The sequence below is a fragment of the Actinomadura oligospora ATCC 43269 genome, from assembly GCF_000518265.1.
Classification (GTDB): Bacteria; Actinomycetota; Actinomycetes; order Streptosporangiales; family Streptosporangiaceae; genus Spirillospora; species Spirillospora oligospora.
Map to the genome: position 1 here is coordinate 65,303 of NZ_JADG01000013.1, position 23,929 is coordinate 89,231.

19 protein-coding genes are annotated in these 23,929 nt (G+C 72.8%); 10 read left to right on the forward strand and 9 right to left on the reverse strand.

Annotation, left to right across the window (positions count from 1 at the left end; all coding sequences use genetic code 11):
* Positions 1–6: 6 nt before the first annotated feature.
* On the forward strand, positions 7–1,140 hold the full coding sequence (locus tag P696_RS0122355; RefSeq protein WP_026414083.1) for an epoxide hydrolase family protein: 1,134 nt from the start codon (positions 7–9) through the stop codon (positions 1,138–1,140).
* Positions 1,141–1,144: 4 nt separating this feature from the next.
* On the opposite strand, the gene P696_RS57505 is transcribed toward P696_RS0122355, so the two are convergent.
* Genes P696_RS57505 through P696_RS47320 form a run of 3 tightly spaced genes read right to left on the reverse strand, consistent with a single transcriptional unit; the run spans position 1,145 to position 5,142 of the window.
* A complete protein-coding gene (locus P696_RS57505) occupies positions 1,145–1,771 on the reverse strand; it encodes a response regulator (protein ID WP_026414084.1) in 627 nt (208 codons plus the stop codon).
* Between the two features lie 3 nt (positions 1,772–1,774).
* Entirely contained in the window at positions 1,775–2,911 is a 1,137-nt protein-coding gene (locus tag P696_RS57510) for a sensor histidine kinase (protein ID WP_026414085.1), read from the reverse strand.
* A 5-nt stretch (positions 2,912–2,916) separates the two neighbouring features.
* Entirely contained in the window at positions 2,917–5,142 is a 2,226-nt protein-coding gene (locus P696_RS47320; RefSeq protein WP_051468005.1) for an MMPL family transporter, read from the reverse strand.
* 212 nt (positions 5,143–5,354) lie between these two features.
* Here P696_RS47320 and P696_RS0122375 point away from each other — a divergent pair, with 212 nt between their 5' ends.
* Both P696_RS0122375 and P696_RS0122380 read left to right on the forward strand, forming a co-directional pair.
* A complete protein-coding gene (locus tag P696_RS0122375; RefSeq protein ID WP_157429856.1) occupies positions 5,355–6,593 on the forward strand; it encodes a hypothetical protein in 1,239 nt (412 codons plus the stop codon).
* A gap of 91 nt (positions 6,594–6,684) precedes the next feature.
* The gene (locus P696_RS0122380) at positions 6,685–7,485 is read left to right on the forward strand and encodes a HEAT repeat domain-containing protein (protein WP_026414087.1); all 801 of its coding nucleotides are present in this window, start codon (positions 6,685–6,687) and stop codon (positions 7,483–7,485) included.
* A gap of 88 nt (positions 7,486–7,573) precedes the next feature.
* On the opposite strand, the gene P696_RS54730 is transcribed toward P696_RS0122380, so the two are convergent.
* The 3 genes from P696_RS54730 to P696_RS0122390 are packed head-to-tail and all read right to left on the reverse strand — an operon-like array spanning position 7,574 to position 8,961.
* On the reverse strand, positions 7,574–7,855 hold the full coding sequence (locus P696_RS54730) for a DUF397 domain-containing protein (protein ID WP_084337967.1): 282 nt from the start codon (positions 7,853–7,855) through the stop codon (positions 7,574–7,576).
* A 16-nt stretch (positions 7,856–7,871) separates the two neighbouring features.
* The gene (locus tag P696_RS0122385) at positions 7,872–8,072 is read right to left on the reverse strand and encodes a DUF397 domain-containing protein (protein WP_026414088.1); all 201 of its coding nucleotides are present in this window, start codon (positions 8,070–8,072) and stop codon (positions 7,872–7,874) included.
* Positions 8,073–8,103: 31 nt separating this feature from the next.
* On the reverse strand, positions 8,104–8,961 hold the full coding sequence (locus P696_RS0122390) for a helix-turn-helix domain-containing protein (protein WP_034486282.1): 858 nt from the start codon (positions 8,959–8,961) through the stop codon (positions 8,104–8,106).
* Between the two features lie 540 nt (positions 8,962–9,501).
* Here P696_RS0122390 and P696_RS52790 point away from each other — a divergent pair.
* On the forward strand, positions 9,502–9,954 hold the full coding sequence (locus P696_RS52790; RefSeq protein ID WP_051468007.1) for an ATP-binding protein: 453 nt from the start codon (positions 9,502–9,504) through the stop codon (positions 9,952–9,954).
* A gap of 49 nt (positions 9,955–10,003) precedes the next feature.
* Here the strand turns inward: P696_RS52790 and P696_RS0122400 are convergent, their stop codons facing one another.
* Positions 10,004–11,188, reverse strand: a complete 1,185-nt coding sequence (locus P696_RS0122400) for an epoxide hydrolase family protein (RefSeq protein WP_026414090.1) — start codon at positions 11,186–11,188, stop codon at positions 10,004–10,006.
* 160 nt (positions 11,189–11,348) lie between these two features.
* Between P696_RS0122400 and P696_RS52795 the strand changes: the two genes are divergently transcribed.
* On the forward strand, positions 11,349–13,760 hold the full coding sequence (locus P696_RS52795) for a sensor histidine kinase (protein WP_051468008.1): 2,412 nt from the start codon (positions 11,349–11,351) through the stop codon (positions 13,758–13,760).
* Between the two features lie 20 nt (positions 13,761–13,780).
* On the opposite strand, the gene P696_RS0122410 is transcribed toward P696_RS52795, so the two are convergent.
* Positions 13,781–14,386: a response regulator transcription factor gene (locus P696_RS0122410; protein WP_026414091.1), complete on the reverse strand. Its 606-nt coding sequence runs from the start codon at positions 14,384–14,386 to the stop codon at positions 13,781–13,783.
* 1,011 nt (positions 14,387–15,397) lie between these two features.
* On the opposite strand from P696_RS0122410, the gene P696_RS0122415 reads away from it, so the two are divergent.
* Genes P696_RS0122415 through P696_RS47340 form a run of 4 tightly spaced genes read left to right on the forward strand, consistent with a single transcriptional unit; the run spans position 15,398 to position 20,366 of the window.
* A complete protein-coding gene (locus P696_RS0122415; RefSeq protein WP_034486284.1) occupies positions 15,398–16,897 on the forward strand; it encodes a peptidase inhibitor family I36 protein in 1,500 nt (499 codons plus the stop codon).
* Positions 16,894–17,520 (forward strand): helix-turn-helix transcriptional regulator, encoded by a 627-nt coding sequence (locus P696_RS0122420; protein WP_026414093.1) that lies wholly within the window; start codon positions 16,894–16,896, stop codon positions 17,518–17,520. Before P696_RS0122415 ends, P696_RS0122420 begins: the two co-directional genes overlap by 4 nt.
* Positions 17,521–18,147 carry a Pvc16 family protein gene (locus P696_RS0122425; RefSeq protein WP_026414094.1) on the forward strand — a complete coding sequence of 209 codons (627 nt, stop codon included), beginning with the start codon at positions 17,521–17,523 and terminating at the stop codon, positions 18,145–18,147.
* Positions 18,144–20,366 (forward strand): ATP-binding protein, encoded by a 2,223-nt coding sequence (locus P696_RS47340; protein WP_034486286.1) that lies wholly within the window; start codon positions 18,144–18,146, stop codon positions 20,364–20,366. The genes P696_RS0122425 and P696_RS47340 overlap by 4 nt, the downstream gene beginning before the upstream one ends.
* Positions 20,367–20,413: 47 nt before the next feature.
* On the opposite strand, the gene P696_RS0122435 is transcribed toward P696_RS47340, so the two are convergent.
* A complete protein-coding gene (locus P696_RS0122435) occupies positions 20,414–21,724 on the reverse strand; it encodes an RICIN domain-containing protein (RefSeq protein ID WP_026414095.1) in 1,311 nt (436 codons plus the stop codon).
* A gap of 199 nt (positions 21,725–21,923) precedes the next feature.
* Between P696_RS0122435 and P696_RS0122440 the strand changes: the two genes are divergently transcribed.
* Complete coding sequence (locus P696_RS0122440) at positions 21,924–23,870, forward strand: coiled-coil domain-containing protein (protein ID WP_157429857.1); 1,947 nt, start codon at positions 21,924–21,926, stop codon at positions 23,868–23,870.
* The last annotated feature ends 59 nt before the right edge of the window (positions 23,871–23,929 follow it).

Below are 23,929 nucleotides of genomic sequence, written 5' to 3' on the forward strand. Positions count from 1 at the left end.
TTTCACATGAGCGAGATCAACGAGTTCCGGATCACCGTCCCGCAGGCCGACCTGGACGACCTGGCCGACCGCCTCTCCCGCACCCGCTTCGCGGACGAGCTGCCCTACGAGGAGGTCACCGACGGCGTCCAGCGCGGCCCGGTGCCGCCCGGCTGGGAGTACGGCGTCCCGGGATCGTTCGTCCGCGAGACGCTCGCCCGCTGGCGCGACTTCGACTGGCGCGCCCAGGAGGCCCGGCTGAACGCGTTCCCGCAGTTCACGACCGAGATCGACGGCGAGACGATCCACTTCGTGCACGTCCGCTCGCCGCACCCGGACGCGACGCCGCTGATCCTCACGCACGGCTGGCCGAACACCTTCGTCGAGTACCTCGGCCTCGTCGAGCCGCTCACGAACCCGGACGACCCGGCCGACGCCTTCGACGTCGTCATCCCGTCCCTGCCCGGCTTCGGCTTCTCCAGCCGCCCGAAGACCAGGGGCTGGAACGCGGCCCGCGTCGCCGACGCGTGGGCCGAGCTGATGACCCGCCTCGGCTACGACCGGTTCGCCGCGCACGGCAACGACGGCGGCGCGATCGTCAGCCCCGAGATCGGCCGCCGCCACCCGGACCGCGTCCTCGCCGTCCACGTGACGCAGATCTTCTCGTTCCCGACCGGCGACCCGGCCGAGCTGACCGATCTCACCGAGGACGAGCAGAACTACCTGGGCTTCCTTGGAAGCTTCGTCGAGCACGCCGTCCACGACAAGATCCAGCAGGCGCAGCCGCAGACCCTCGCGCACGCCCTCGCCGACTCGCCCGCCGGGCAGCTCGCCTGGATCGGCCAGCTCCTCGCGGGCGTCCCCGACCCGGACCTCATCCTGACCAACGCCACGATCTACTGGCTGACCAACACCGCCGCGTCCTCGGCGCGCTTCTATTACGAATGCCACCACGCCGAGAAGGACACGACGCCCACGACGTTCCCGATCGGGCTGTCCTCGTTCGCGTTCGACTTCCGGCCGCTGCGCCGGTTCGCCGACCGCGACCACAAGAACATCGTCGCCTGGACCGAGCACGACCGCGGCGGCCACTGGTCCGCGCACGACGCGCCCGACCTGCTCGTGGACGACCTGCGCGCCTTCTTCCGCGGCTACCGCTGAACGCTCAGGAGCGGGGGAGCAGCCCGAGTTCGAGCGCCTTGACGACGGCGTGGGTGCGGTCGCTCACGTCGAGCTTGGCGAAGATCCGCAGCAGGTGGGTCTTCACGGTCGCCTCGGCGATGACGAGCCGCCGGCCGATCTCGGGGTTGGACAGGCCGTCCGCCACCGCCCGCAGGACGTCGACCTCGCGGGCGGTGAGCGCCGCCGGGGCGGGCCGCCGCATCCGCGCGACGAGCTTCTGCGCGATCTTCGGGGCGAGCACGGTCTCGCCCCGGGACGCGGCCCGGACGGCGTCCACGAGCTGCTCGCGCGTGGTGTCCTTCAGCAGGTAGCCGACCGCCCCGGCCTCCACGGCCCGCTCGATGTCGGAGTCGGTGTCGTAGGTGGTGAGGATGAGGACGCGGGTGCCCGGACCGGACGCGACGATCTCCGCCGTCGCGGCGACGCCGTCCAGGTCGGGCATGCGCAGGTCGAGCAGCGCCACGTCCGGGCGCAGCTCCGCGGCCAGCGCGACCGCCTCCCGTCCGCCGCCCGCCTCGCCGACGACCGCGATGCCGTCGTCGGCGGCGAGCAGGGCGATGACGCCCGCGCGCATCGCGGGATGGTCGTCCGCCACGATCACCGAAAGCATGTCTCAATCCTCCAGGGGCAGGACGGCGAGGATCCGCGTGCCGTCTCCGAGCGAGCTGGTCACGGTGAGGCCGCCGCCGAGCTCGGCGAGCCTGCGGCGCATTCCGGCGAGGCCGAAACCCTGGGCGTCCTCGACCGAGAACCCGCGCCCGTCGTCGGTGACCTCCAGCTCGACGTGGCCCGGGCACCGGGTCAGGACGACCCCGACGGTCGACGCGCCCGCGTGTTTCCGGACGTTCGCCAGCGACTCCTGCGTGCAGCGCAGCAGCGCGATCCGGGTGGTCTGGTCGCCGTCCACCTCGTCCAGCTCGGCGTGCACGGCGAGGCCGGTGTCCTCGGCGAAGCGGTCCAGGGTGCGGCGCAGCGTCCCGGTGACCGAACCGGACGCGATCGTCTCGCTCGGGGACGCCCCGACCAGCACCCGCGCCTCGGACAGGTTGTCGCGCGCGATCCGCTCGATCGACGTCAGCTGCCGGGACGCGTCGTCCGGCGCGACCCGGACGCCTGAGCGCGCGGCCTCGGCGAGCACGACGATCGACGCGAACCCCTGCGCGAGCGTGTCGTGGATGTCCCGCGCCATCCGCTCGCGCTCGGCCGCCGCGCCCTCCTTCCGGAGGGCCTCGGCCAGCGCGGACCGCGCGTCGGCGAGCTCCTCGCCGAGCCGCTCCGCGCGCCGGTCGGCCCGGTCGAGCATCCGCTGCACGGTGAGCGCGAGGACCGTCCCCGCCGCGAAGCCGACCAGCGTGACGATCGCGTTCCCCTGGAGCCCGCCGCCCCGCAGGCCGTCGCCGACCAGGGCGGCGAGCGCCGCGAGGCCGCTCGTCCGGATCGGCTCCCGGACGGTCCGCGCGTGCAGCCAGAACAGGGGGAGCGAGGCGATGAACAGGGTGGCCGCCCCGTCCCGCAGGTAGGCGACCGCCCCGATGCCGACCGCGAGCACCCACGGGAACCAGGCGACGCGTCCGGGGAAGCGGTGGAACAGCGCGTAGGCGACGCCGAGCGCGACCGGCACACCGAACGACCAGCCACGCGTCCCGGGGACGTCGTCGTGGGACGCGACGGCCTCGGGAGCGAGGCCGACCAGCACCCACAGGACGGCGTTCCAGCGCAGGACGCGCGGCCGGTCGTCGGGAAGAGGCACGTTGGTCACCCTACGGGCCGCATCGCCCGGTTCATCTCGTCCGCGTCGCGCCCGGGCCGCCGCCGGGACGGCCACCACGCGGCGTCGCCGAGCAGCAGCATCATCGCGGGCAGCACCACGAGCCGGATCACGAACGCGTCCAGCAGCACCGCGAACCCGAGACTGAACCCGAACTGCTTCATCTCGATCAGGTGCAGCGGGACGAAGCTGGCGAACACCGTCACCATCACCACGGCCGCGCTGGTCACCACGCCCGCCGACGCCCCGATCCCCTCAAGGACGGCCCGCCGCGCCGGAACCCCGCTCCGGACCAGCTCCTGGACCCGGCTCAGCGTGAACACCTGGTAGTCCATCGACAGCCCGAACAGGATCACGAACAGGAACAGCGGCACCCGCGACCCGACCGACCCCATCGAGGTGAACCCGAGCAGCCCCTCGGCCCACCGGTGCTGGAACACCGCCGCGAGCACGCCGAGCGACGCCGCCGCCGACAGCAGGTTCAGGACGACCCCGACCAGCCCCATCACGACCGACCGGAACGCCAGCACCGTGATCGCGAACGTGACCAGCAGCAGGGCCCCGAGGATCAGCGGCAGGCGCTGCTTCTGGTGCTCGGGATAGTCGGCGTACCGCGCGACGTCCCCGGTCACCGCGACGTCGGCGCCGACCTTCCCGACGGTCGCCGGGACGTGCGCCGCGCGCAGCCGCCTGAGCGAGTCCTGCGCCCGCTTCTGGCTCGGGTACGCCGGGACGGGGACCTCCAGCATCGTGATCCGGCGGTCGGCCGAGACCCGGACGCGCGTCCGGCCGTCGAACAGCGGGTCGGCCCTCACCCGTCCGGCGAGCGCGTCCAGCGCCGACGCCACGTCCCCCTGCCGGGACGCGTCCGCGCGGACGACGACCTGGTCGACCGCCTTCAGGTCCGGGAACGCCGCGTTCACCCTGTCGAACGACCGCATCGCGGGCAGCTCCCGCGAGTAGGTCTCGCGGCCCACGTCCGTCAGCTTCATGGAGCTCATCGGAGCCGCGAGGACCAGCAGCGCCGCGATCGCGACCCCCAGCATCGCCGCGGGCCGCCGGGCGACCGCGGCAAGCACCGCCCCGGTGACACGCCCCGCCGTCCGCGCACCCTCCGCCTTCCCGCTCGCCCGCCCGGTGCTCTCGCTCGCGTGCTCCGCGTTCCGGCCCGCGCTGCGCGAGTTCCGGTTCGCGCGGCGGGCGGAGCGTCCGCCGAGCTTGGCGAGGAGCGCGGGCAGGACGGTCAGCGAGCTGACCACGGCCGCCATCGTCACCACGATCGCGCCGGTCGCCAGCGACGAGAAGATCACGTCGTCCGCCAGGAACAGCGTCGCGGACGTCACCGCGACCGCCAGCCCGGACACGACGACCGCGCGTCCGGACGTCGCCGCCGCCAGCTCCACCACGGCCGCCGACGAGAGCGCCCCGCCCGACCTCGCCCGTTCCTCCCGGTCGCGCTTGAGGTAGAAGAGCGTGTAGTCGACCCCGACGGCCATGCCGATGAGCAGGATGACGTTCGTCCCGACGCCCGCGTCGGGGAAGACGTGCGAGGCGACCATCGACAGCCCGACGCCCGCGGCGATCGACGACACGGCCAGCAGCAGCGGCACCACCGCCATCACCAGCGACCGGAACACGAGCAGCAGCACGATCAGCGTCACCGGCAGCGCGAACACCTCGGTCCGCGACAGGTCCGACCCGCGCTGCCCCTGGACGTCCTTGCTGATGGACGGGCTGCCCGCCTCGTCCACGGCCAGGTCGGGGTTCGCCTTGCGCACCTCGGCGGTCTGCGCGAGCACCGGATCGACGTGCTTCCTGCCGTCCAGTTCGGGGCCCTTCAAGGTCACGTCGACCCGGACGGCCCGTCCGTCGTCCGACCAGACCGGAGCGCCGACCGACTCGACCTCCGGCAGCCGTCCCATCCGCGTCCGGACGTCCTGGGCGACGGCCGTCCCCCTCGCCTTGTCGAGCGGCGCCGTCCCCCTGGCCGCGATGAGGACGCGCTCCAGCGCCCGCTGCTGGAGCCCGCCCTCCGCCGCGTACGCCTCGGCGCGTCCCGCCTCGCCGACGCGGTAGTCCTCGGACGTGGCCGCCTTGCCGCCGAGCGAGATCCCGGCGCCGAGGCAGACCACCACGAACAGAAGCCACCCGGCGATCGCGCGCCACGGGTGATGGGCGCTCCACCGCGCCACTCGCACTGAGGGGTTCTTCATGAGGAAAAGCCTGGCCGGGAGCCCATTTCCCTCGACAGCCTCGACCGGCTGAACCTCGTGTCCACCGACCGGTGGACACGGCCGGTGGACACCGACCGGTGGACGGCCCGGCCTGACGAAAAGTGAGGGAGCCAAGTCATGTTCCGAATACGTCTGATTGTGGGTGTTTAGACTGCCGCTCGAGTGGCCGCGTTCTTGACGAGGGAGAAGTGATGGGAATGCCGGACGAGTCCGCGAAACCGACCCTGATGGTCAGGATGGCGGCCAAGCTCAAGGGGGAGGTCCGGTCGGACACGCTCGAGTCGTTCCGGCGTGCGGGCGGGGTCGCCTACGCGGAGATGCAGAAGGCGGAGACCCTGCGCCAGAGACTCGCCGAAGAGGGCGCGAACCTCTGGCACGTGGAGCCGGGGGTGTCCAGCCAGCTGCTGTGCTCGTGGAACGCGTTCGTCCTGCAGTCCATCGGCGAGAACCTGCTGGACGCCGACTACAGCGCCGACCCGCGGACGGTCGGGTACGTCCCGCCGGTCACGCACACGCAGGTGACCGACTGCTTCGGCCAGGTCGAGTCGTGGTCGTCGCGGGCGCGGCAGGCCGCGGGCAACCCCGCGCTCGACGTCTCCGCGACCGTCGCGCTCCCCGCCGACCTGCCCGAATGGGCGGAGGCCGCGCCCTGCCCGCTGCCGCATCTGCGGGGCATGCTCGCCGCGGCGCGGGCCGTCCGGTCGCACGCCGAGGTGGCGCTCGGGGTGTTCGAGGCGTCCGTCCAGGACGCCGAGAAGCACGCCCGTGACCTGCAGCGCCTCCGGCAGCTCGCGGCCGAGGGCAGCACCGCGTCGGACTACGCCGAGGGCCTGCTCGAGGCCGACCCCGACCCGGGCCTGCACGAGGCGATCGAGGAGCGCCTCCAGCGCGCGCTGGAGGCGTTCTACCACCTCGGGCAGCTCACGGCCATGCCGTCGCTCATCGCCCGCTACGACACCGGCGAGGTCCCGGTCACCACGGCGACGAAGAAGCTCGCGACGCCCGACTCGTCCGCGTTCGACCCGTGGTGCCTCACCTCGCCGCTCGAACGCACCAAGTGGCGCAAGGACCCCCGCGCCCACCAGTCGATCAAGGAGCTGTGGGAGTTCGACACCGCCCCCGCGGCCACCCTGCGGATCCAGGACGAGATCGACGCGGCCAAGGACACCGGGGCGATCGACTACGCCAAGACGGGCTCCGGCTCCACGCTCGGCAGCTACTTCTGCTGCCCCTGGGGCGCGATCTACGTCGTCCGGCGGGCCGTGACGATCAACGGCCGCCGCCTGCGCCAGGGCCAGCAGTTCACCTACGAGGTCGACGCCGACGACGTGCCCAAGGGCGGCGCCTTCATCCGCCGCCTGATCGTCGGCTCCTTCGCCCCCACCAACGACGTCGAGTACTGCGACCCGGACGGCGAACACCAGTTCTGATCCCCGCCGCGAAGCCCCGGCCCTCCCGGCCTGGGGCTTCGTCGCGTATTTCGGAGGATCCGTTGATATCGGGCAAGTAGCATGCCCGGTCATGGCGATGTTCGTGCACCTGACGGCGGCGGGGAACGCGCGGTCCGTCCGGCGGTCCGGCATCAAGGCGGTCGCCCACGGGCAGGGCGGCGCGCGCGGGGTGTACTGCTTCCCGGTCCTGCCGTCGTACACCCTCACCCACCAGTGGCTGCGCGAACTGGCCCGTTTCGGTGGCCAAGGCAGGATGGTGGCCGTCCACGTGCGCCTGGACGACGACCGGGACGTGCTGGTCGGGCGCTACTCGGACCGGTGGCGGGACGCCCAGTCCGCCGTCACCGCGGCCGAGGCCGTCCGGCGGGTCGCGGCGCTGGACGACCCACGCGGGTGGGAGGTGTTCGTCCCCCGGGCGATCCGGCCGCGCGAACTGCACCGGATCCGCACTGTGCCGCAGGTCGCGGGCTGGCGGTACCGCCCGGACGCGCATGGCACCCGTCCCTGCACCTGCTTCGGATGCCGGGTGAGGGGAGAGTACGGCTCACGCCGCCTGCGCGAGCGCCTGCCCCACCCCCTGGACGGCCCGCCGCCACCGGCCCGGGTGCTGCTCGCCAGGATCGCGGCGGCCGGTGACCCGGGAGACCCGGCGACGCTGCGGGAGGCGCTGCACTGGTTCGGCATGCGTCGGCGAGGCCCGCTCCCCGAGCTGGCCCGCCTCGCCGCGCACCCCGACCCGGGCGTCCGCGAGGACCTGGTGTGGGCGATCGCCCGCTGGTCCACCCCCGGCGTCGCCGAACTACTCGACACCCTCGCCAACGACCCACACCCGGACGTCCGGGAAGCGGTCGAGGTCGTCCGCGAGCCCTAACGACGCCTGGGGCCTACCTCCGGACCGTCACATCGCACAGTGCAGTCAGGCAATTTCACCGAGTACTTGCCCTGCTGATGTCGCCGCCTCAGCCAGGGGCTAGGGTTCGGGCATGGCTCGAGGGACGAATACGCAGGTCAGGCAGGCGATCATCCTCGCGGGCGGCCAGGGGACGCGGCGGAGGTCTCCGCTTCGCCGCGAGCCGCCTCCCGTTCACCGGTGAACGCTGGCTGGCGTTCAACGGCGACGTCCTCACCCGGTTGTCGCTTAGTGCGGCCAGTTCGACGCAGTCCGCATTACCGGTGCCGCTGTAGCTGCTCTTGCGCCAGCCGGTGACAGGGCGCGCCACCGGCCCGGCGAACCCGTTCACGTCGCGTCCGTCTTGCTCAGAGGTCGAAGTCGCCGGAGCGCACTCGTGCGGTGAAGGCGCGCCACTCGTCGGGGGAGAATGTCAGGTGCGGGCCCTTGGGGTTCTTGCTGTCGCGGACGGCCGTGCCCTGGTGGGCGGCGACTTCTACGCAAGCGCCGCCGTCGCTCTGACTGCGGGTGGCTTTTCGCCACGTCAGATCGTTGCGAATGGGAAGCATCTTCGGGCACCAGCCCTTCTTCGTAGGGGCACTACAGGTGGGCCGCGACTTCCCCGAGGAGCGCGCGCGTGGCGTCCGGCCCCAGCGCGTCGGCGCGCAGCAGATCAAAGACCTTGGCGTAGGTGGCCACCTCCTCGGGCTCCTCGAGGATGATGTTGCCCAGACGGTACTCGACATAAGCGGCTTCGGGGTCTTTGGAGCCAGAGAAATCGAGAAGTCGGAAATCGCCGTGTCCGGCGGGGTGGGCTCCGCTGATGAACGGAAGTACCTGGATGGTCACGTTGTTCAGCAGGGAGAGCTCGCGCAGGTGGTCGAGCTGCTCTTTCATGACGGCCGGGCCGCCGACCAGGCGGCGGATGCTCGCCTCGCTCTGGACGATCCAGAGCTGCGGAGCGTCGGGTGCGCGCAACATTCGCTCCTGGCGTCTGAGCCGGACGGCCACGCGCTGCTCGATCTGTTCCTCGGTCGGAGTCTCGGGTTCGGAGCGCAGCAGGGCGCGCATGTAGCGCTCGGTCTGCAGGAGGCCGTCGAGGAACTCGCCGTTGTAGCTGCGTGCGCCCCTGGCCTCGTCCTCCAGTCCGACCAGGATCTCGAAGCCCTTGGGTAGGACGTCGCTGTAGCGGTGCCACCAGCCTGGGCCGCCCTTGCTCTGACGGGCGAGTTCGGCGTACGCCTGCGCGTCGGTGAGGTCGAGGCCGTAGTACAGGCAGAGCGCCAGGATCGAGGCGTACTTGGGGGAATGGGTTCCCGCCTCGATCCGGCTGAGCGTCGCCGGGGCGATCTCGGCCGCGGCGGCGGATTCCTCCCGCTTCTTGCCCGCCTGTTCTCTGAGGCGCTTCATTTCACGCGCCAGGCGTCGTCGGGCGACGGTACTGCTGATCTTCCGCACCTTTGGTACCTCCCTGGGGGAAATGTGCTCTGAGGGACGTGATTTTTTGAGAGGTTCTCAATTGAATCGCTTGCCAGTGCGTACTGCGAAGCACACACTCAGAGCTTAATGGTGAGTGCGGAGCGTGTTCGGAGAACCGGGCAGCGTATGCATTCGCGCTGCTCAGGCAAGTGGAAGGGGCTGGCGGTGACGGCTTCGACGCAATGGCGAACAATGTCCGTTCCTGATCGTGTCAATCGGCGTCGACACGGTCGAATGGTCGTCGAGATATCTGAGCAGCTCGCAATTGAGAACGCTGTCGTTCTCCTTTCGGGGTGGCCTGGGTGAGCGGATTGGCCGTGGCGGTGGGGCTTCTGGTGGTCGCGCTTGCCTGCGCGGTGACGCTGCTGCTCTGGGCTGTCCGGGGCCCTGGTCCGAAGTGCGTGGGACGGCATCGGCGTGGACGGAGGGTGAGGCGATGAGCGGTGGTGCGCCGGAATCGGGCGTCCGCGTGACGGGCGAGGACGCGACGTGGTCACACGGATCGGAGGAGGGGACGGGATGGTGCGGTTGACGTGTCCGCCCGGCTCGGCGGCGGACTTCCTGTGGGCGCCGGACGAGATGCGGTGGCGTCGCGCGTTCTGCGGACGTCCTGAGCAGGTGGCGGAGGCGCGCGGGTTCGCTCGGACGTTGTTCGCGGGTGCGGAGTGCCTGGACCTGGTCGAGTTCGCGGTCGGTGAGCTCGCCGCGAACACCCTGCGGCACACCCGGTCCAGCGAGGACGGCGGGTGGTTCGGCGTCGAGCTGGTGTACGACGACCCGGTCTACGTCGCGGTGACCGACAACGGCGGCACGAGTGTGCCTGCCGTCGAGGAACCTGATGTCTGGGCCGAGTCCGGGCGGGGGCTGTGGTCGTTGTCGCAGCTCGCGGCCGGGCTTGGTGTTCAGGGCTGTCAGAGGACCGGCCACCTCGTCTGGGTGGAGATCCGCCTGGGTGGGGCGTTCGCTGGGTGACGCGTGGGCCCCAGGTCGGTGGACCTGGGGCCTCAGGGGGGTGCGTGGGTCAGGGGAGGGTGCGGAAGAACTGGCGGATGTCGTCGGTGAGGAGGTCGGTGGCGTCGTGGGCGGCCCAGTGGCCGCCCTTGTCGTAGGTGTTCCAGTGGACGATGTTGGCGTTGTCGCGCTCGGCGAACTTGCGGACGGGGCGGAAGTCGTAGGCGAAGGACGCCAGGCCGAGGGGGATCGTCGTCCGCTCGCCCTGGCTCTCGCCCGCGTGCGTCGCGAACCAGTCGCGGTTCTCGTAGTAGAAGCGGGCCGAGGACGCCGAGGTGTTGGTCAGCCAGTAGATCGTGGCGTTGGTCAGGACCTCGTCGGGGGTCAGGGCGTCGCCGAACAGCTGGCCGATCCAGGCGAGCTGCCCGGCCGGGGAGTCCGACAGCGCGTGCGCGAGCGTCTGCGGCTGGGCGGCCTGGGAGCGGTCGTGGATGGCGTGCTCGACGAACGCCTGCCCGAACTGCAGGGAGCCGATCTCCTCGGGGGTGAGGCCGTCGAACTCGCCGGGCTCGCCCTTCGGGAAGGAGAAGATCTGGTTGACGTGGACGCCGACCACGCGGTCCTTGTGCATCTCGCCCAGGATCGGCGACACGATCGCGCCCGCGTCGTTGCCGTGGGCGCCGTACCGGTCGTAGCCGAGGCGCGCCATCAGCTCGGCCCACGCGGAGGCGACCCGGGCCGCGTTCCAGCCGCGCGTCCTGGTCGGCCCGGAGAACCCGAAGCCGGGGATGGACGGGATGACCACGTGGAACGCGTCGGACGGGTCGCCGCCGTGCGCGCGCGGGTCGGTGAGCGGGCCGATCATGTCCACGTACTCGAGGAAGGTGTTCGGCCAGCCGTGGGTGAGGATCAGCGGGGTCGCGTCCGGCTCGGGTGAGCGGACGTGCAGGAAGTGGACGAGCTGGCCGTCGATCTCGGTCGTGAACTGCGGGAAGGCGTTGATCTTGGCCTCCCACTTCCGCCAGTCGTACTTCTCCAGCCAGCGGTTCACCAGCGGACGCACGTAGGAGCCGGGCACGCCGTACTCCCAGCCCGGCTGCGCCACGCCCTTCTGGACGCCGTCGGTGACCTCCGCCTCCGGAAGCTCGTCCGCCCAGCGGGTGCGGGCCAGGCGGTCCCTCAGGTCGTCCAGCTCCGACGGCGGGACGTCGATGCGGAAAGGTGTGATCTCGTTGCTCACGGGATGTCCCTTCATAGGTGGTCTGACCTGCAGAAGCCTCGCGGGCGGCGCGTCGGGCGGGTAGTGCCGGGCGCACCGGTTCGGCTGCGGCTCGCAGCGTCCGGGATGAGGGGGTGCATGCTCGGCCGTGCAGAATGCACGGGGAAGTGGTGGTCGTCATCGTGGTGGGGGGTGTGTGATCCGGACCCGTGATCCCCTGCGGCGGCCCTGGTCTCCCGCGGCCCTGTTCCTCGCCAGCCTCGTCCTGTGGTGGGGCTACCGGTCGTGGAACGTGCTGATCGGCAGCGACTTCCTCGCGCCCGCCGGGACGGGGACCGGGCTGCTCGCGTCCGCCGGGCTCGCCGTCCTGGCGGGGCTTCCGGCCGCGATCGCGTTCGGTGTCCTCCCGCGCCGCTGGATCCCGGCGGCGCTGGTGCTCCAGACGGCACTGGCCTTCGGGCCGTACCCCTTCGTCGGCGCGGCGTGGTGGTCGGCGTCCGCGCTGGTCGTGACGTCGCTGCTGCTGACCGTCGGCCGCCGGTGGTCATGGCTGCCGACAGGGCTCGTCGTGGCCGCCGAGTTCCTCGCCCGGACGACCTGGGGACACGACCGGAGCCCCGCCTTCGCCGCCTACAGCGCGATGGTGACCCTGACGATCGGGATGGCGTTCTTCGCGATGGCGCGCCTCACCCGGTACGCGGAGGAGCTACGCGCGACCCGCGCGGACCTCGCCCCGCTGGAAGTCGCGCGCGAACGACTGCGGATCGCGCGCGGCCTGGACGCGGCACTGGGTGAACGACTGGCCCTCGTCCTGTCCCTGGCGCGCGAAGCCCGCTCCACCCCGCCCACCGTCGGCGTCACCGGCCCCGCGGCCGCATCGGCCGCCGCGCCCGCATCGGCCGCCGCGCCCGCCCCGGCCGTCGCGCCTGCACCGGCTGCCGCGTCCGTGGCGGTTGGTGGAGCGGGGCGGATCGTGGAGGTTGCGCGGGCGGCGTTGGACGAGGTCAGGACGGTTTCCGCCGATCACCGGGAACGGTCGCTGGACGATGAGGTCGAGGCGGCGCGTTCGGTTCTGGAGGCGGCGGGTGTCGAGGTGGTCGTCGACGGTCCGCCGCTGCGCCTGCCCGCCGCCGAGGACGCCGCGCTGGCCGCGCTCCTGCGGCGGACGGTCGTCGCCGTCCTGCGGCAGGGTTCGCCGGAACGGTGCTCGATCGAGCTGACCGCCCCGGCCGGGTTGGCGGTGACCTTCGCCGGTTCGTCCGCTGACCTGGACGAGGCGCTCCGGGGCCCGGCGGCGCGGCTCGCCGAACTCGGCGGACGGCTCGAGACCAGCGCGTCGTCGGTGCGGGCGAGCGTCCCGGCCCGTCGTCCGAAGGGCGCGCGGGTGTCCGGCACGGCCCCGTGGCTGGCCTGGGTCGTCCTGCTGCTCTTCGAGATCGACCACGTCGGGACCACGCTGCTCGGCCTGTACGACGGCGGGCCCGACCCGGACGGCATCGCCTGGGCCAAGTATCCGGTGGCCTTCACCGTGCTGCCGCTGATCGGCCTGCTCCAGGTTCGGCACGTCTTCCCGCGTGAGAACGGTGCGCCGCCCCGCGCCCTGTGGGCGTCCGTGGCCTTCCAGACCGTCCTGCTCGTCAGCGCGTTCCTGGTCATCGGCCCGAAGATGACGCCCAGCTACGCGGCGCTGGTCACCGGCGTCGTGCTGTTCCACGGACGTCCGCCGTGGTCCTGGGGAACGGCCGTGGTGCTCCTCGGCTTCCCCGCGCTGCAGGGGTACCTGCTGGGCGCGGGCTGGGCGTGGGTGCTGAGCAACCTCGTCGCCGTCGTCCAGTTCACGATCCTGGTCTATGTGCTGTGCCGCCTGCCCGTCGCCATCGCCGCGCTGGCCGAGGCCCGCCAGGAGGTCGCGCGCATGGCCGTGGTCGAGGAGCGGCTGCGGATCGCCCGCGACGTCCACGACCTGATGGGCTTCCAGCTGTCCGCCCTCGTCGTCAAGGGCGAACTGGCCGGACGGCTCGCGGACCGCGACCCCGCCGCCGCGCGTGCCCAGCTGGACGAACTGGTCACGCTCGCCGAGGAGGCGCTGGCGTCGGTGCGGTCGATCGCCCGCGTCCGCGCCTCGCTGTCCCTGCCCGCGGAGATCGAGACGGCGCGCTCGATGCTGGCCGCCGCCGGGATCGAGGTGCGCGTGGACGCGGACGAGGTGCCGCCCGGCGTGGACGGCTCGGCGGTGGCGGTCGTCCTGCGGGAGGCGGCGACCAACATCGTCCGGCACAGCCGCGCCCGCGAATGCGAGATCGGGATCTCCGTCGGCGAGGACGGCCTGCGGCTCACCGTCTCCAACGACGGCGCACCCGAACCCGATGGCATCGCGCCCGCCCCGGGCGGCGGTTCCGCGCCCGGCCTGGGCGGCGGTTCCGCGCCTGGCCTGGGCGGCGGTTCCGCGCCTGGCCTGGGCGGCGGTTCCGGGCTCGCCAACCTGCGGGCGCGGAGCGCCGAGGCCGGTGGCACGCTGCATGTGCGGCGCGAAGGAGACCGCTTCACGCTGGTCGCAGACTTCCCCGCACACCCCGCACGTCCCGCGACCGCCCTGTCCGCCGCATAACGGGCGTCCAGGGGGAGGGGTCAGATCCAGCCTGCGTCGGTGGCGATGCGGATGGCGTCCACGCGGTTGCGGGCGTTCAGTTTCGTCACCGCGGACGCCAGGTAGTTGCGGACGGTCCCGTAGGCCAGTCCGGCGCGCGCGGCGACCTCGGTGGGCTCGTCGCCCTCGGCGGTCAGGCGGAGCACCTCGACCTCGCGTTCGGTGAGCGGGCAGTCCTGGACGGCCAGCGCCGCGAACGCGAGCTGGGGGTCCATCACGCGTCCGCCCGCGGCGACCTTGCGGATCGCGGCGGCCAGCTCGGCGGGCGCGGCCTCCTTGACCATGAACCCGGCGACCTGCGCGGACAGCGCGCGGCGCAGCGTGCCGGGCCGTCCGACACCGGTGAGGATCAGGGTGCGGCACTCCGGCAGCCGCTCCTTCAGCTCCGCCGCCGCGTCGATCCCGTCCCGGCCGGGCAGCTCGATGTCGAGCACCGCGACGTCGGGGCGCGCGTCCAGCGCCGCCGCCACGACCGCGTCGCCGCGCTCGACCTCGGCGACGACCTCGATGCCGTCCTCCAGCGACAGCAGCCCGGCCAGCGCCTCGCGCAGGATGCGGACGTCCTCGGCCAGCAGTATCCGGATCATCGATGTCCCCCAGGATCGAATGAGGCTCAAGAGTCGGCCACCCGCACCGGGAAACGCAAGGGGACGTCCGGCCCGCCCGGCTCCGCCGGAGCGTGCCGTTCGGGACGGTGTTCCGGTCCGCCGGGGGAAGCGCCAACGTGAGGCGCCGACGCGACGCGGAAAGCGACGAGCGCCGCATCGGAGTCGAGCGGAGATCATCCAGGAATGACGAACCACCCCAGGTCAATGGCCGGACATCGGCCTGTTCCGGCTTCGCCGCAATCGGGCCCCAAGGGTTTACTTTTCGCCAGTGCCCGATGGCGCATTCCTCTTCAGGGAGAGGGCGCGTTCGGTGGTTCACTTCGTCCTGCTAGCGTGCTCAACGACCGTTCGCCTGACTAAAGAGGTGGGCTTCGTGAGCACTGGGACTCCGTGGCTCACACCTCCGGTTCACCTCATGACCGGCTGACTTCCATGTCGCTGAGAGCGTCCGAACGCCTGGGGGTTCCGGAAGGCGGCGGGGGTGCGCTTCGCCGCGGAGAAAGCGTTCCGCGGCGCCGTCGGACGGGACGTCGGCGCGGGCGGCGGCGGCGACCACGACCGCCTCCCCAGGAGCTCCGGGGCCTCCCGCCGACGGGCTGCGGGCGCGTGGCCTCGGGAGTCGCGGCGGAGGTTTCTCCGAACTCCGCGCGCTTCGGGGGAGTCCTATGTGTTCGGAGTGCCGGGCGAGGCGGTGAAACGCGACGCCGGGTCCCGTTCAGTGTCCCCTCCCCTCAGGGACGGTGAGAAATCGACCGTGAATCCGGCTGACACCCTCCCTTCACCTCAGAAGACCCTCCACTTCAACAGCGGACGACACAACCAAACACCATGAGTCGAAAAAGACGACAGCTCCCGACGTCTCGGCGCCTTCGCGACTTGACAGCGGTTGCCCGTTCGGACTGTCCGAAAGGGCAACCGCCGCGCGTTCATCGGATGATGATCGACGCCCCCGAGACTGCCCGGGTGACACAGCAGAAGAAGGGGCGTCGAATGCCCAGGAGGATTCCGGCCGGGCGGACCGGGACGGTGATCGCCGTGGTCACGGTCCTGGCGGTGGGGATTCCGGCCGTCCCCGCGCGGGCGTTCTCGGTGTGCTCGCCGGGGTGGTCCTGCGTGTTCGGGGACAACGGCGAGCAGGACGGCCTGTGGGCCACCAACAACCCGTCCTACGACCACGACTTCGCCGGTGACCAGGTCAACGACCGGACGCGGTCGGCGGTCAACATGGGCGGCGGCTACATGGGCCTCTACCGGGACTCGCCCTACCAGGGGCTCGTGGCGTGCCTCGGGCCGAAGACGCGCAACTACCACATACCGGCCGGGACGGTCACGGGGATCAGGTATCACCCGAGCCGGACGGCGGCGTGCGGGGCGTCCGCGCGCAAGCCGTCCGCCAAGCACTCCCCGGCGAAGCCGCCCACGACCGCCAAGCACACGCCGAAGACCGACACCGCGTCGCCGGACAAGGCGAAGGACAAGGTGAAGGCGGTTCCGACGCCGTCGGACGCGCCCAGCTCGCTGCCCCTGCCACAGCCGACCTCCAGCGCGCAGTTGCCGCAGGTCGCGCAGGGTTCGCCCGGCGCGGGCGTCAACGTGGCGGCGACCTCGGCCGCCGGGAACGGCAAGAGCGGCGGCGGCGACGTGATCGCGATCGTCGGCGCGGCGGCGGGCGGGCTCCTGATGGCCGGGCTGCTGGTCGCCGGGGTCCTGTTCGCGCGACGCCGGAAGGAGGGCGTTCCGGCGGGACGTCCCGAGACCGGGCCGGAGGCCGCGCGGACCGTCGACCGCGGGCTGCGGCTGCTGGCCGTCGACTGCGAGGAGGCGGGACGGGCGATGCCCGGGATCCGCGCCGTCGGCCTGGCGGACGGCAGGCTCACCGTCCTGCTGACCACGCCCGACACGGGCGCGCCCGAACCCTGGAAGGCCGACCCGGGCGGCACGTGCTGGCGGCTCGCCAGCAGTGAGATCACCGAGCTGACCGACGACGTGCGGGACGCGCCCGCGCCGCTTCCGCTGCTCGCGCCGGTCGGACCCGGGATGTGGGTCGACCTGCGATCGGTCCCCGGGCCGATCTCGCTGTCCGGATCGCGCTCGGCCGTCCGCAGGGCCACGCGGACGCTCGCCGACGGACTGCGCGCGAGCCCCTGGACCCGGGGCGTGCGGATCCGGACGGTCGGATCCGCCGACGTCGGGCCCGTCCCGGAGGCCGACGAGGGCGAGGAGCGCGGACGCGTCGTCTTCGTCGCCGACGACATGAAGGTGCCCCGGACGGCCCCGCCCGGCGGCGTGGTCATCGCCCTCGGCAAGGTCGTCGGGGCCGGGACGCGCTGGCCCGTCCGGGCGGACGGAACCCTGCGCGTCCCCGAACAGATCCCCGCCGAGCCGACTCTTAAGGATCAGGCGCGGCCGGCGCCGGCGGCCCCGACCGGGCCGACCGCGGCCGATTCCGCCGCCGGATCCCCGATGTCCGAGGGAGAGAGCGCGAAATGACCATGACCCTGTCCGGCATTCCCGTCGTGGTGCACGCCCCGGACCCCATCACGCTCGCCGGAGTCACCTCCGGACTGCGCGGCAGGTCCGAACTCCGGCTCGTGGACGACGCGGACGCCGAGGTCGCCGTCGTGGTGGCCGACACCGTGGACGAATCGACCCGCGGCGCGCTGCGACGCTACGCGCGCGTCTCCCGGACCCGCACCGTCCTGGTCGCCGCGCACCTCAAGGAGGCCCAGCTCCTGGACGCGGTCGAGGCGGGCGTGGTGGCGATCCTGTGGCGGCACGAGGCCAGCGCGGACACCCTCACCCGGGCCGTCCTGGCGGCGGCGCGCGGCGGCGCGGACCTACCCCCCGACCTGCTGGGACGCCTCCTGAAACAGGTCGGGCGGATCCAACGCGGCGCCGCGCAGGCGCCGGGCGGCGGGGCCATCGGGCTCGCGCAGCGCGAGCTGGACGTGCTCGGGCTGGTCGCGGACGGCATGGACACCGCCGAGATCGCCGCGAAGCTCTCCTACTCCGAACGCACCGTCAAGAACGTCCTGCACGGCGTGATGAGCCGCCTGCACCTGCGCAACCGCGCGCACGCCGTCGCCTACGCCATCCGCGAGGGATACATCTAAATGATTCACGAGGTCGACGAGGCGCTGCGCGCGCTGATCACCGAGCGCGCCGTGCCGTCCGGCGAGGTGCGGGTCTCGTTCGAGGCCCCCAACCGCGAGTGGGCCGCGCAGCGCAACACGCCCACCGTCAACGCCTACCTGTACGACATCCGCGAGGACCTCGGCCGCCGCGAACGCGGGCCGCTCGCCGTCCACGGACCGGACGGCCGGGTCGTCGCGCGCCGCCAGCCGCCGCGCCACTTCCGGCTGTCGTACCTGGTCACCGCGTGGACCAAGCGTCCCGAGGACGAGCACCGGCTGCTGTCGGCCGTGCTCGCCTGCCTGCTGCGGAACGAGATCCTCCCGGACGGGGCGCTGCCGCCGGGAGGGGTGCTGGCCGAACTCGGCATGGCCGTCCCGGTCACCGCGGCCGTCCCGCCGCCGGAGTCCCGGTCGATCGCCGACATCTGGTCCGCGCTGGGCGGCGAGCTGAAGCCGTCCCTCGACGTCGTGGTCACCGCGCCGATGCCGGTCTCGCCGGAGTACCCGGTCGGCCCGGCCGTCACCGACAGCGTCGTGGTCACCGTCGGCGACGTCGAGGCCAAGCTGCCCGACCCGCCCGTCCGGACGCGCAGGCTCCAGAAGTGATCGAACCCCACACCGCCGTCCCGCCCGGGGCCGACCACCTGGCGGGACGGCTCGAACTGCTGCGGGAGCGGGTCCGGATGCTGGTCGAGGACCGCGGCTCGGACGACCCGACGGCGTCCGACCCGTTCCGGGGGCTGTACCTCGCCCCGGAGACCGCGTTGCGGCTGGCCGGGGGCCCGCCGCCCGCGTCCGCCCGCGACGGCGAGTACGACCGCGCCGTCCACATCCTGGACTTCTCCGCGGGCGACACCGTCCTGCACCGGCTCGCCGAGCTGTTCGCGCTGGACGGTCTCGACCTGGAGATCCTGCTCATCGCCGCCGCTCCGGACATCGACCGCTCCTTCGAGCAGCTGTACGGCTACCTCAACGACGACGTCAGCCGCCGCCGCGCCACCGTCGGCCTCACCCTCGACCTGTGCGGCCTGCCCGCCGCCTCGGCCCCGGCCCGCGCCCGCTTCGCCGCCGCGTCGCCGCTGGTCGCGCAGGGTCTGATCGTCCTGGACGAGGACGACCGTCCCTTCCTCGGACGCTCCCTGCGCGTCCCCGACCGCATCGTCGACCACCTCCTGGGCGGCGACGCGCTCGACTCCGCCCTCCTCCACGCCGTCACCCTCGGCCCCCCACCCGCCGACGACACCCGGCCGGGCACCCCACGCGTGGCGACGCAACGGGACGCCCGGCTCCTGGACACGACGCCAGGCGACCCGCTGCATCGCGTTCCGCCGGACAGCGACCTGCTGGACGGCGACCTGCTGGACGGTGCTCCGCTGGACGGTGCTCCGCTGGACGGTGCTCCGCTGGACGGTGCTCCGCCGGACGGCGCTTCGCCGGACGGTGAGGCGCTGAGTCTGGCGCGGTTGCTGGCGAGCGGGGCTTCGCCGGCGTCGGTGTATCTGCGGGAGGCGCGGCCTGGGGTGGGGGTGGCGGCGGGGTGCCGGGCGCTCGGGCTCGCGGGGCTTCCGGTGTTGCGCGCCGATCCCGCGCGGCTCGAGGCCGGGCTCGTCCCGGCGCTGGTGCGGGAGGCGCGGCTGCGGGGGGCCGGGATCGTCGTCGGGCCCGTGCCGGACGGGTCGCTCGTGCGGGCGTTCGCGACGGCCGCCGCCGGGGCGCGTCCCGTGCCGGTGCTGCTGTCCGGGGACCGGCCGTACGATCCGGCCTGGTCGGACGTCCAGCCGCTCGTCCTGGAGGTCGCGGCGCGGCCCGCGGCCGGGGTGTGGCGGGCGGAGCTGGCCCGGCTGGGCGTGGACGCCGCCGAGCTCGGCTTCGACCTGGCCGCCGCGACCGCGACCTTCCGGTTCGACGCGCCGCAGATCCGCCGCGCGGTGCGGGCGGCGCTCGACCACGCGGCGCTGGAGGACGTCCCGCTCGCGGCCGTCCACCTGCATCGCGGCGCGCGGCTGCAGAACGCGACCGGCCTCCAGAAGCACGCGCGCCGGATCAGCCCGGCGGTCGGCTGGGACGACCTCGTCCTGCCGGACGAGCAGCGTGACCAACTCGGCGAGCTGGTCACGCGCGCCCGCCACCGCGACCGGGTCCTCGGCGAGTGGCGGCTGCGCTCGGGCGGCGGACGCGGCCGGGGCGTGGTGGCGATGTTCGCGGGCGAGTCCGGCACCGGCAAGACGATGTCCAGCGAGGTCGTCGCCGCCGAGCTCGGCCTCGACCTGTACGTCGTGGAGCTGTCCGCCGTCGTGGACAAGTACGTCGGCGAGACCGAGAAGAACCTCGAGAGGATCTTCACCGAGGCCGACCGCCTGGACGCCGTCCTGCTGTTCGACGAGGCGGACGCGGTCTTCGGCAAGCGCTCGGAGGTCAAGGACTCCCACGACCGGTACGCCAACCTGGAGAGCGCCTACCTGCTGCAACGGCTGGAGTCGTTCGACGGGATCGCGATCCTGACCACCAACCTGCGGGCCAACATCGACGACGCGTTCACGCGCAGGCTCGACCTCGTCGTGGACTTCCCCTTCCCCGACCCGCGCCGGCGCCGCGCGCTGTGGGAGCACGCGCTCGCGCCGCCGGTCCCGTGCGGGGACGACATCGACCTCGCGCGGTGCGCCGCCGAGTTCGAGCTGTCGGGCGGCGCGATCCGCAGCGCCGCGACGACGGCGGCCTACCTCGCCGCGGGCGCCGGACGTCCCGTCGCCATGGCGGACGTCCTCGCCGGAGCCAGGCGCGAGTACCGCAAGATGGGCCGCCTGCTCCCCGGCACCGAGTTCTGACCCGCACCCGTCCGGCGCCGCCCTTCCCCGGCGGCGCCGGACCGCGTTCAGCGGACGGTGCGCCAGCGCTGGTTGTCGCCCTCGTTCCGGTTGAAGAGGTAGACGGCGTGGCCGTCCTCGGCGGTGTCCAGGCAGGAGTCGGTCTTCCGGTTGCGGACGCAGTCGCTCTCCCGGCCCCACACGTCCGCCTCGCCGCAGTCGGCCATGGCCGTGTTGACCGAGCTGACCAGGTAGCCCTGCTCGCCCCTCTCGCTCAGGCACATCCCGTTCTTCTTGTTCCTCAGCTTCCAGTTCTGGCCGACCTTGATCCACGCCCAGGCCTGGTTGTCGCCGTCGTTGCACTGCATGACGTACACGCTGGATCCGTCGCTGGCGTTGTCCAGGCAGCCGTGGTTCTTGCCGTTCACCAGCGTCACCCACGTCACGGCCTTCTTCTTGGGCTTGGTGTGCCCGCCTCCGCCGCCCCCGGCCTTGTTCTGGTCGCCCGGCGAGTCGGACGGCTTGGGGCCCTTGTCCTCCGGCGACTTCTGGTCCTTCGGGACGTCCGGTGTGGGCGTCGGCATCGTGACCTGGTTGCCGGTCGGGTTGAGCGGCGTGATGCCGTCCCGCGCGCGGGAGGCGTACTGCGGGATGAACACGAACCACGCGACGGCGAAGGCGACGGCCGCCGCGACCAGGATCGAGAAGAACCCCAGCAGCCAGCGTGGCAGCAGCGCGAGCTGGACGTACGTGCCGTTCACCGTCATCGGCTCGGCGCCCGAGCGCTGCACGTCCACGCTGTACGGATGGGACTCGCGGGACCCGAACCAGGCGACGCGCGGCGGCCGGACGCGTCCCTTCACCCACGCGGCGCGGCCCGGCTCGATCTGCACGTTCGCCGGGATCAGCTCGAACCGGAGCTGCCCGCCGGTGTCCTTGCCGACCAGCGACGCGGTGACCTTGGTGTTGCCGAAGTTGTCGAGCGCGAACCTCGGGCGCGCGCCGAACCGTCCGCGGACGGTCGGCGGCAGCAGCTCCGCGCGCAGCTCGCTGAACGGCGTGAGGGTCAGGTTCCCCTCGACGACCGTCTTGAGCTGCGGCTGCTCGGTGGGCGCGACCTCGACGGCGAACGGGTGCGACCCGGCGGCGGCGTCCGGGGACCGGGGCGGCGCGAAGGTGATCTGGACGGCCCCGGTGGTGCCCGGGTACAGCCGGAGGACCTGCGGTTCGACCTGCGCCCAGCGCCCGGCGTCGCCCGCGACCGCGATCCGGTACTCCTCGACCAGGTCGGTGGTGTTGCGCAGCCGCAACGTCAGCGAACCGGTGCTGCCGGGGTCGACGGTGACCGAGCCGGGTTCGAGGGAAGTCCAGATACTCACTGCCCGCACGCTATGCGCGGGTCCGTCCCCCCGAAACGTCCGGACGGGCAGACGCGCGGGAGGCGTGCGTTGCCCGGACGGCCCGTCCTCCGGGACGCGGCGGGTTGCCCGAGGTTGTGCCCCTGCGGTCATGCCCGTCCATGACATGTTTCCGGGACCGGACGGCGGACAGCCGACAGCGGACGGCGGGAGGATCCGGGTGCGAGGCCAAGGAACGCGGCGACCCCAGCAGCGGGACGCGGAGCCCGGGCGCGGCCCTGCCCGTCCGCCGGGACCACGCGTCCAGGACGGCGCGACACTCGCCGCCGCGCTGGTGCGCGCGGGATCCGGCGCGTCCCCGGAGATGCTGCACCAGCTCCAGCGCGCCGCCGGAAACGGCGCGACCGCCGACGTCCTCCGCGTCCAAGCCGAGACCGCGGGCACCGTCCAGGCCGGGACCGCGGGCACCGTCCAGGCCGGGACCGCCGTTCAGCGGGCGACGACCACGGTCGAGCACGAGGACGTGATCAAGACCGTCGACCGGGGCGTCAACAAGACCGCCGACAACGCCGGGACGATCGTCAGCACGGTCGGCGGGCCGCTCAGCGCAGCGCACTGGCGGGAGGGCGTCACCGCGGACGGCGCGAAGGTCGCGGGCGAGGTCTCGTCCGACCTGGGCCTGCTCGCCACGGGCGTCGAGACGGTCAAGGCCGTGATGGAGGGCTACGACGCGGTCCAGGACCGCTCGAAGCTCGACCCCGACAGCCCCGAGCGCGGCGTCGCGGACCGGAAGATCGGGACCGCCGCGTACGAGGGGACGGTCGGCGGCGCGAAGACGGTCCGCAACGCCATGGGCATGGCCCAGCAGGGCATGTCGATCAGCGGCGCGGCGGCGAACCAGGGCCTCAACCTCTCCGGCGGCGCACTCGGCCTGATCACCGGGATCGTCGGGACGCTCCGCAACGGCCGCAAGACGCTCAAGGCCCTCGACCGCGTCAAGAGGCTGCGCGCCAACATGACGGACGAGAGTGATGCGCGCGGCGCGTACACGGCCGCGCTGAACGAGGCCAACGACATCGCCGCGCTGCTCGCCGAGCTGGCCGAAGGCGTCCGGGGCAAGCAGGCCGAGGTCGCGCGGCAGCAACAGGAGATCACCCGGGCGCAGGCCGCCGTCGCCGAGCGGGAGCGCGCCGAGGAGGCCGCCGCGTCCGGCCGCCGGAACGCGAAGAAGCAGGCCAAGCGCACGCGCGGGGCGTTCGGCACGCGGGACCAGGGCACGGCCCAGGCGGCGGCGCGCGGACGGACCGACGCGGCGGCCCGCCTGCGGACGGCCCAGCAGGCCAAGGCGCAGGCCGAACAGGAGCTCGCGCAGGCGCGGGAGGCGCTCACCCGGCTCGAAGCCGAACACCGGACGGCCGAGGACGGCGTGAAGCGGCGCCGGGTCCTGTTCGACGAGCTCTCGGACGCGCTGAAGCGCTACACGGTCGAGGTCGAACGCGACGCCGCGGGCAAGCGCACCGACGCCGTCACCCTGGACGAACTGCGCCGCTACGCCGACAAGAAGAACACGCGCGGCCTGTCCCGGAAGGCGATCTCGACCGTCGGCGGCCTGCTGTCGGTCGGCAGCGGCGTCGCGGGCCTGGTCGTCGCGATCGCCGCCGCGCTCGGCGGTGCCGCCCTCGCGGGAACCCCGGTCGGATGGGGCCTGGCCGCCGCCGCTGCCGCCGCGTCCATCGGGGTGGCGGCGTGGAAGGGCTGGCAGTTCTTCAGCAAGCGCTGGGCCCGCGAGGAGTACGTCAAGGACGACGAGGGGAACGTCCGCAAGCGGAAGCGTTTCGAACGGCTCCTCCAGACGGCCGCGTTCTGGCGCAAGTCCGGCCCGACCAAGCGCGACTCCCGCGCCGAGGCCCTGTACCAGCTGGCCCTGAACCCCGCCGAGGAGACCTTCGGCATCGCGGAGCTCTTCGACAACACCGAGTGGGACGGCGTCGACGCGGGTGAGCACGAGCACGCGGTGAGCACGCGGGAGCTCATCGCCGCGCTGGACGAGTGGCGATCGGGGGAGGCGCGCAAGCTCGTCGCCGACCTCGGGCTCGACTGGTCCCTCCTGGCGGGCATGGATCCGGCGACGGCGAAGAAGGAGATCGCGCGCAAACTCGGCTCGTGACCCGACCTCGGAAGGACACCCACCCTGCCGGGCCCGAGGTCCGGAAGGACGGCCGCCCG